The 855-nt window shown below is 41.5% G+C and carries 1 protein-coding gene; it reads left to right on the forward strand.

Features of this window, described 5'->3' with window-relative positions:
• Positions 1 to 100 precede the first annotated feature (100 nt).
• A partial coding sequence (locus tag DW981_RS14745; RefSeq protein ID WP_118508258.1) for a tyrosine-type recombinase/integrase occupies positions 101 to 855 on the forward strand: 755 nt, incomplete at its 3' end.

Here is an 855-nt window from a genome sequence, read left to right on the forward strand (position 1 = left end):
TGTCCGAGCAGATCGAAATATAGGATTTTACATTTGAGCCTCTTTATGATATGATTAAATTTGAGTATTGAGGCTCTTTTTGTGTGAAAGGAGCTGCAATATGGGTAAAAACCTAAAAGGAAAAGAGCTTGGTCTGGGAATAAGCCAAAGAGAAGATGGCTACTATGTTGGAAGATATACGAATAAATATGGGAGACGTGTTCAAAAATTATTCCTAAAGCTTCAAGAGTGCAGACAGTGGCTGGCTGACTCCGCATATCGCGATGAACACAGCAATATAGATTTCCCGGAGGAAATGACGGTTAATTCGTGGTTTGAGTATTGGATTTCGATGAAGAAGAGAACTGTTCGACCAAATACAGTTCGAAACTATATGGAACGATATCACCGCAATATTAAACCGGTTATAGGGAAAAAGATACTGGGTAGTGTGAATACCATTCAATGCCAGACGGTTATGAATCGTATGGCGGATGAAGGCTATCGCACTTCAACAATCTATCAGGCGCGGATTACATTGTATAATATGTTGGATTATGCCTATCAGAATGATGTGATCATGAAGAATCCATGTAACAAGATGGTTCGTTCTGATATAGGTAAGCCTTCTGAAAAGAAAGAGGCATTGACATTACAGTATCAGCGTGAGTTTTGCAATGTGATCAAGGGAAATGCGTACGAGTATCAGTACCGTTTCCTGCTACAGACCGGTCTTCGTACCGGAGAGCTGGTAGGGTTGAAATGGTCAGACATTGATATGGATCGCCGTACCATGACGATAAGGCGCTCTATGGAGTATCGCCATTCTACAAAGGAATGGAGGATTGGTGAACCGAAAAGCAAGGCGGGATATCG

The organism is Clostridium sp. AM49-4BH, assembly GCF_003478335.1.
In the GTDB taxonomy this organism is placed as follows: Bacteria; Bacillota; Clostridia; order Lachnospirales; family Lachnospiraceae; genus Butyribacter.